The organism is Fructilactobacillus sp. X2R1C1 (genome assembly GCF_059901435.1).
In genome coordinates this window covers 1-335 of sequence record NZ_JBWXUV010000055.1, presented here as the reverse complement: position 1 = coordinate 335, position 335 = coordinate 1, and the positions used below count along the sequence as shown (strand labels likewise).

At 32.2% G+C, this 335-nt stretch carries 1 pseudogene; it reads left to right on the top strand.

What is annotated here, in order from left to right:
- Positions 1–128: 128 nt before the first annotated feature.
- A pseudogene (locus AC6UDG_RS07480) lies at positions 129–335 on the top strand (hypothetical protein); the annotation flags it as partial.

The following is a 335-nucleotide window of genomic DNA, read 5'->3' as shown; positions in this document are numbered from 1 at the left end:
ACCCTTAAGTGTTAGACACGAAATTGAAATAAAGCAGATTAAAGATGAGCTTAAAGTTGTAAAAAAATATTTAAAGCAGGAAAGGTTGTGGTAAATCAAGCTACTATTTCGATGATTTTAGAGGAGAAATGCCACTCACAAGAATCTGTGAAATCCTTGGGATTTCGCGTGGCACTTATTACTATCATAAAAGGTATTTGAGTGATGCAGGTTTAACTGATTTAGAAGCTGAGATTCAACAAATGTGTCTAAAAACGAAGTTTTTATATGGTTACCGAAAAATTCATGCTTTAGTTAGTCAAAATATCAATTGTAGTGTTAGTAAAGTTCAACGA